The organism is Streptomyces sp. ISL-87, assembly GCF_018614095.1.
In the GTDB taxonomy this organism is placed as follows: Bacteria; Actinomycetota; Actinomycetes; order Streptomycetales; family Streptomycetaceae; genus Streptomyces.
Genome location: NZ_JAGGOY010000040.1, coordinates 128,037 through 134,502, shown reverse-complemented (window position 1 = coordinate 134,502; position 6,466 = coordinate 128,037). Strand labels below are relative to the sequence as shown.

Here is a 6,466-nt window from a genome sequence, read left to right as displayed (position 1 = left end):
CCCCGCCGCCGCCCCCGCCGAAGCCCCCGCCCCGCCCCCGCCCGCCGCCCAGGATCTCGCCGAGGATGATCCCGCCGAGCACCGCGCCGCCCATGCCGCCGCCGCCGCTCTGGCGTCGGCCGCCGTCGGCGTACGGGTCCCCGTACGCCCGTACGTCCTGCTCGGCCAGCTGCTGCGCCTGGCGGGCCAGCCCGTCCGCCTGCTGGGCCTCCGAAAGGGCCGCCGCCGGGTCCGAGCCGCTCAGCGAAGCCGACCGCTCCAGGTGCCGCTGCGCCTCCGCCAGCCGGGTGCGGGCCCGGCTGCCGACCGCGCCCCGGCTGGTGGTGACGTAGTCCGTCGCCGCCCCGATCGCACTGCGCGCCGAGAGCAGGGCCTGATCCAGCAGGGCGGCCGCGCGCTGCCGGCCCGACTCGCGTTCCCGCGCGCCCGCCAGCGCCGCGTCGAGAGCCGCGTCGGCCTCCTCCACCCGGCGCAGGGCGTCGATCGGGTCGTACCGGCCGGCCGCCTGCTCCTGCCGTACGTCGGCCAGGACCGACTCCGCCCGGCCGATCCGGCCCCGCAGATCCGCCGTGGAGGTTCCCTCCGTGGTGCCGGTCAGGAGGCCGTGCGCGTCCGCGAGGTCGGTCTCCGTCTCGTCCAGGGCGCCCGGCAGCTTCCCAGCCGCCTCCGCCAGCTCCTGTGCCCGCCGCTCCACCGCGTCCACCAGGGTCGCCGCCTGGTCCACCGCGCCCTCGGCGGCCCGTACGTGCACGGCCGCCTTGCCGTTGTCCCCTCCGTCGATCGCCGCCCGCGCCTCGCCGAGGCTGGTCGTCGCGAACAGCAGCCGGTCCTCGGCCTGCTCGGCGTTGGAGGTCACCGGGGACGACGCCGAGTCCGAATACCGCCGCGCGAGGGCGGTCAAGGTCGCCTGCGCCGTCGTCGTACGGCCCGTCAGCGCCCGGAAATGCGCCTCTACGGTCGCCAGCGCCTGTGGTGCGTTCTTCTCCAGGTCCCGCAGCCGGTCGAAGTCCGCCGACTCGGCGTCGAGCCGCCGGTTCGCCTCCGCGCACCGGGCCACGATCTCGTCCAGCATCCGGCGCCGGGTGGCGTCGTCCTCCGGGTACGCGTCGTCGAGCTGCTGGCGCAGCCGGAAGGCGGCCGTCAGCTCGCTCCTCCCGTACGCCACCGCCTCGGTGAAGGCACCCACCGCGGCCTCGCCGAACTGGGCGGTGGCGAAGCCGAGTTCCTCGGTGCTGGTGCGGATCGCGTCGTCGGTCTCCACCAGCAGCGCCGCCGCCTTGGCGTCCAGCTCGGGCAGCGGGAGAGTGGTGGTGGTCGCCGGCTGGTCGCCCCAGCCCGTCGTGGTCCTCGTACCGCCGCCCCCGGCCGGGCCCCCGCCAGCGCGCTTGCGGCGGGTGTACGAGTACACCGCGAGCGCCCCCGCCGCGCCGACGGCGACCACCGGGAGCACGAAATCGCCGGCGCCGCTCTGCCCGCTCGCCCCGCCGCCCGGGTCCGCCTCGCCGGGGGTGATGGCAGGGACGGGCACGGGCTTCCCGCCGAGCACGGCGTCGTAGCCGTTGGCCGCGCCGATCGCGGCGCCGGCCCAGTCGTTCTCCCGCAGGGCGGGCTCGATGGCGGTACGGGCGACGGCCGCGAGCTGTTCCTCGGTGAACCCGGAGTCCACATCGGCCGAATAGGCGTACTGCCGGGCCCCGGTCGCCACGGCCAGCAGCACGTCGTTCTGGCCCAGGCCGTTCTTCTGCGCGGTGGCGTCGGCCCAGCTCTGGGGGGAGCGGTCGGAGAAGTCGCGTACGTAGGTGACGAAGAGCTGGATCCTCCGGTCGGCGTACAGCTTGTCCAGCGCCGTGGTGACCGCGGCCTTCCGGTCGCCGAGCGCCCCGACGCGGTCGGTGATCTGCCCTTGTGCGGACAGCGTGACGGGATCCTCCGCCCGGGCCGCCGGAGCCCCGGCCACCCCCCACCCGCCGAACGCCAGCAGGGCTGCGGCCAGGGCGAGCCCGGACCGTACGGCCATCCCGGCCCGGCCGGTGGTGCGTCTCTTCGGCGGCATCACATTTCGGAGCGTATGGGTCGTTTCTGGCCCCCGCACCCGGAGATCGCCTGCCTCAGGGCAGCGCGATGGCCGTCAACTCGGGCAGCGGAAGGTCGATGCTGTCGCCGGTCAGGACCGCGTTGCCCACGCCGATGCCGGGGTTCTCCCACTGCCAGCCCGGCTTCCCGGACGCCACGTTCAAGCCGGCCAGGAAGGGCGGCGACGGCCGGCCCAGCAGCCCGCGCCCGCCACACCTCACCCATGCCGCCCTGCCCGAGCCGCTGCTCCAGCCGGTAACGGCCGGCCAGCTGATCCCCCACCTCCACCGCGAAGCCCCCTGACAGCACGTCAATGACGTTTTCCCAGGGGGCATTGTCCATCGCGGAACGAACGGGCGGGGGAACTACCGTGGGTCGGTCCGGCGCAGGATCTTGTTCCCCAGCCAGACCAGCGGGTCGTACTTGCGGTCCACCGCCCGCTCCTTGAGCGGGATCAGGGCGTTGTCGGTGATCTTGATGCCCTCGGGGCAGACCTCCGTACAGCACTTGGTGATGTTGCAGTAGCCCAGCCCGTGCTCCTCCTGGGCCGTGCGCTTGCGGTCCAGGCCCGCCTCGGCGGCCGCGTCCAGCGGGTGCATGTCCAGCTCGGCCACCCGCATCAGGAAGCGCGGACCGGCGAAGGCGTTCTTGTTCTCCTCGTGGTCACGCACCACGTGGCAGGTGTCCTGGCACAGGAAGCACTCGATGCACTTGCGGAACTCCTGCGAGCGCTCGACGTCCATCTGCTGCATCCGGTACGCGCCCGGAGCCACCCCCTCCGGCGGTACGAAGGCCGGGACCTCCCGGGCCTTGCGGTAGTTGAAGGACACGTCCGTCACCAGGTCGCGGACGACCGGGAAGGCGCGCAGCGGGGTCACGGTGATGGTCTCGTCCCGCGAGAACGTCGACATACGGGTCATGCACATGAGCCGCGGCCGCCCGTTGACCTCGGCGCTGCACGAGCCGCACTTGCCCGCCTTGCAGTTCCAGCGCACCGCGAGGTCCGAGGCCTGGGTGGCCTGGAGCCGGTGGACGATGTCCAGGATCACCTCGCCGTCGTGCACCTCGACGGTGAAGTCCCGCAGTTCCCCGCCCTCCGCGTCGCCCCGCCAGATACGGAAGCTCGCGTCGTACGTACTCATTCGTACAGCTCCTCTTCGGCGAGGTACTTGACCAGCTCTTCCTTCTCGAAAAGCGCGAGCAGGTCGGGGCGGATGGGATCGGTGCGGACCCTGGTGAGCTCGATCCGGTCGGCCGCCGGGTCGGCCGGAGCCGGGTCCACCGGCCGGCACAGCAGGTTCACCGGGCGCCAGCTCCGCTCCATCGCCGGGCAGTCCTCGCGGGTGTGCCCGCCCCGGCTCTCGGTTCGCTCCAGGGCCGCGCGGGCCACGCACTCGCTGACCAGCAGCATGTTCCGAAGGTCCAGCGCGAGGTGCCAGCCCGGGTTGAACTGCCGGTGCCCCTCGACACCGGCACGGGAGGCCCGTAGGCGCAGCGTGGCGAGCTTCTCCAGCGCCTCAGCCATCTCGCCCTCGCGGCGGATGATGCCGACGAGGTCGTTCATGGTCGTCTGGAGCTCCTGGTGGAGCGTGTACGGGTTCTCCGCGCCATCGTCGGCGTGGAAGGGGGCCAGCGCCTCCGCGGCCGCCGCGTCGATCTCCGCCTGGGAGACGGCCGGGCGCCCGGCGGGGGAGGCGGCGTACTCGGCCGCGTGCAGACCGGCCCGCCGCCCGAAGACCAGCAGGTCGGAGAGGGAGTTCCCGCCGAGCCGGTTCGAGCCGTGCATCCCGCCGGCGACCTCACCGGCCGCGAAGAGCCCCGGGACGCCGACCGTGGCGGCGGTGTCGGAGTCGACCGCGATCCCGCCCATCACGTAGTGGCAGGTCGGGCCGACCTCCATCGGCTCCGCCGTGATGTCCACGTCCGCCAGCTCCTTGAACTGGTGGTACATCGACGGGAGCCGCCGCTTGATCTTCTCGGCCGGCATCCGGGTCGACACGTCCAGGAAGACCCCGCCGTGCGGGGAGCCCCGGCCCGCCTTCACCTCGGAGTTGATGGCCCGGGCCACCTCGTCGCGCGGCAGCAGCTCGGGCGGACGCCGGTTGTGGTCCGGGTCCTCGTACCAGCGGTCGCCCTCCTCCTCCGACTGGGCGTACTTCTCCTTGAAGACGTCCGGGATGTAGTCGAACATGAACCGCTTGCCCTCGCTGTTGCGCAGCACCCCGCCGTCGCCGCGCACCGACTCGGTGACGAGGATGCCCTTCACCGACGGCGGCCAGACCATGCCCGTCGGGTGGAACTGCACGAATTCCATGTTCAGCAGCGGCGCCCCGGCGAGCAGGGCCAGCGCGTGGCCGTCACCGGTGTACTCCCAGGAGTTCGAGGTGGTCTTGAAGGACTTGCCGATCCCGCCCGTGGCGAGGACGACCGCGGGGGCCTCCAGGACGAAGAAGCGGCCGGACTCGCGCTCGTAGCAGAAGGCGCCGGAGACTCGCTCCCCGTCCTTCGGGCTGCGATCCTTCAAAACCCTGGTGACCGTGCACTCCTGGAAGACCTTGAGCCGGGCCTCGTAGTCCCCGTACTCCTTGAAGTCCTCCTGCTGGAGGGCGACGATCTTCTGCTGGAGGGTGCGGATCAGCTCCAGGCCCGTCCGGTCGCCCACGTGCGCGAGCCGCGGGTACTCGTGCCCGCCGAAGTTGCGCTGCGAGATCTTCCCGTCGGGCGTGCGGTCGAAGAGGGCGCCCCAGGTCTCCAGCTCCCAGACCCGGTCCGGGGCCTCCTTCGCGTGCAGTTCCGCCATCCGCCACTGGTTCAGGAACTTGCCGCCGCGCATGGTGTCGCGGAAGTGCACCTGCCAGTTGTCGCCCTCGTTGACGTTGCCCATGGAGGCGGCGATCCCGCCCTCCGCCATCACCGTGTGGGCCTTGCCGAACAGGGACTTGCAGATCACCGCGGTACGGGCGCCCCGCTCCCGGGCCTCGATCGCGGCCCGCAGTCCGGCGCCGCCCGCGCCGACCACCACCACGTCCCACTGCTGCCGTTCCACTTGAGCCATCTCAGAAGATCCTCGGGTCGGTGAAGGCGCCGCTGGCCAGCAGGTACACGTAGAAGTCGCACAGGGCCACGCTGACCAGGGAGGCCCACGCCAGCTGCATGTGGCGGGCGTTGAGACTGCTCACCCAGCCCCACAGCCGGTAGCGCACCGGGTGCTTGGAGAAGTGCTTCAGGCGGCCGCCCATGATGTGCCGGCAGGAGTGGCAGGACACCGTGTAGGCCCAGATCAGCACGATGTTGACGACGAACAGGAGCGTCCCGAGGCCCATGTGGCCCCACTCGTACTGGTCGTTGCGGAAGGTCAGCACGGTGTCGTACGTGAGGATGCCCGCGACCGGCACCGCGGCGTAGAAGAAGTACCGGTGCACGTTCTGGAAGATCAGCGGGAAGCGGGTCTCGCCGGTGTACGTGGCGTGCGGCTCGGCGACGGCGCAGGCGGGCGGCGAGGCCCAGAAGCCCCGGTAGTACGCCTTGCGGTAGTAGTAGCAGGTCAGCCGGAAGCCGAGTGGGAAGACCAGGATCAGCAGGGCGGGGGAGAGGCCCCACCAGCTGCCGAAGAGGTCCAGGTTCGGGCCGCCGCGCATCTCCTCACAGTTCTCCGCGAGGCACGGGGAGTAGAACGGGGAGACGTACGGGGCCGCGTAGTAGTCGGCGTTCGCGAAGGCCCGCCAGGTCGAGTAGACGACGAAGGCGAGCAGCCCGGCCGCGGTGCCGGCGGGGGCGAGCCACCACCGGTCGGTCCGCAGGTGCCGGGCCGCGATCGCGGCGCGGGAGGCGCCGTGGACGCCGGACGGCCGCTGTTGGGGTGGTTCCGTGCCTGTGGCCAAAGGGGACTCCGGGTGGAGTGATGAGGGGTGACCCAGGAGGCCCAGCCGCGGACGGCTGGGCCAGATGGGTGGTGCGGGTTGTCAGGGGCTTGTCTGGGGGTTGTCCGGCGGACGCCGTCAGGGTGCGCGGCGATCGCGCGCGCCGAGCCCCTCGTCGTCGGAGTCCGTCCACAGCGAACTGTCGTACGGAGTGTCCGGGACGGTGACCATCCCCGCCGGGCCCGGAGGCTTCGGCGCGGCCGGGGCCTGCCGGGCGACATCCTTCTCCAGCTGCTCCACGGAGCGGACCAGCTCGTTCAGGTTGCGTCGTACGGCGGTCAAATCATCTTGCAGGGACATGACTTGCCCTCACTTCCGCAGGGTGCGGTGGCAACGCTCATGTGCGCCTGCGAGTGTCGCGCTTCCCGTCCCCGGTTGTGAAGGGACGTGCAGCGATTGCGGGCGCGCAGGCGCGAACTGTGCGCCCCTCCCTGCCCCCATTTTGATCCCTCTTGAGGGGGAACGCTCGCTCA

At 72.0% G+C, this 6,466-nt stretch carries 6 protein-coding genes; all 6 read right to left on the bottom strand.

Features of this window, described 5'->3' with window-relative positions:
* Positions 1-2,017: YgcG family protein (locus J7I97_RS15765; protein WP_214935303.1), on the bottom strand; the 2,017-nt coding region annotated here is incomplete at its 3' end.
* A 91-nt stretch (positions 2,018-2,108) separates the two neighbouring features.
* Positions 2,109-2,237 (bottom strand): hypothetical protein, encoded by a 129-nt coding sequence (locus J7I97_RS39590; RefSeq protein WP_285441020.1) that lies wholly within the window; start codon positions 2,235-2,237, stop codon positions 2,109-2,111.
* Between the two features lie 201 nt (positions 2,238-2,438).
* The gene (locus J7I97_RS15760) at positions 2,439-3,215 is read right to left on the bottom strand and encodes a succinate dehydrogenase/fumarate reductase iron-sulfur subunit (RefSeq protein ID WP_214935285.1); all 777 of its coding nucleotides are present in this window, start codon (positions 3,213-3,215) and stop codon (positions 2,439-2,441) included.
* A complete protein-coding gene (locus tag J7I97_RS15755) occupies positions 3,212-5,128 on the bottom strand; it encodes a fumarate reductase/succinate dehydrogenase flavoprotein subunit (RefSeq protein WP_214935283.1) in 1,917 nt (638 codons plus the stop codon). Before J7I97_RS15755 ends, J7I97_RS15760 begins: the two co-directional genes overlap by 4 nt.
* A 1-nt stretch (position 5,129) precedes the next feature.
* Complete coding sequence (locus J7I97_RS15750; protein ID WP_214935281.1) at positions 5,130-5,954, bottom strand: hypothetical protein; 825 nt, start codon at positions 5,952-5,954, stop codon at positions 5,130-5,132.
* Between the two features lie 117 nt (positions 5,955-6,071).
* Positions 6,072-6,293, bottom strand: a complete 222-nt coding sequence (locus J7I97_RS15745; protein ID WP_214935280.1) for a hypothetical protein — start codon at positions 6,291-6,293, stop codon at positions 6,072-6,074.
* Positions 6,294-6,466 lie beyond the last annotated feature (173 nt).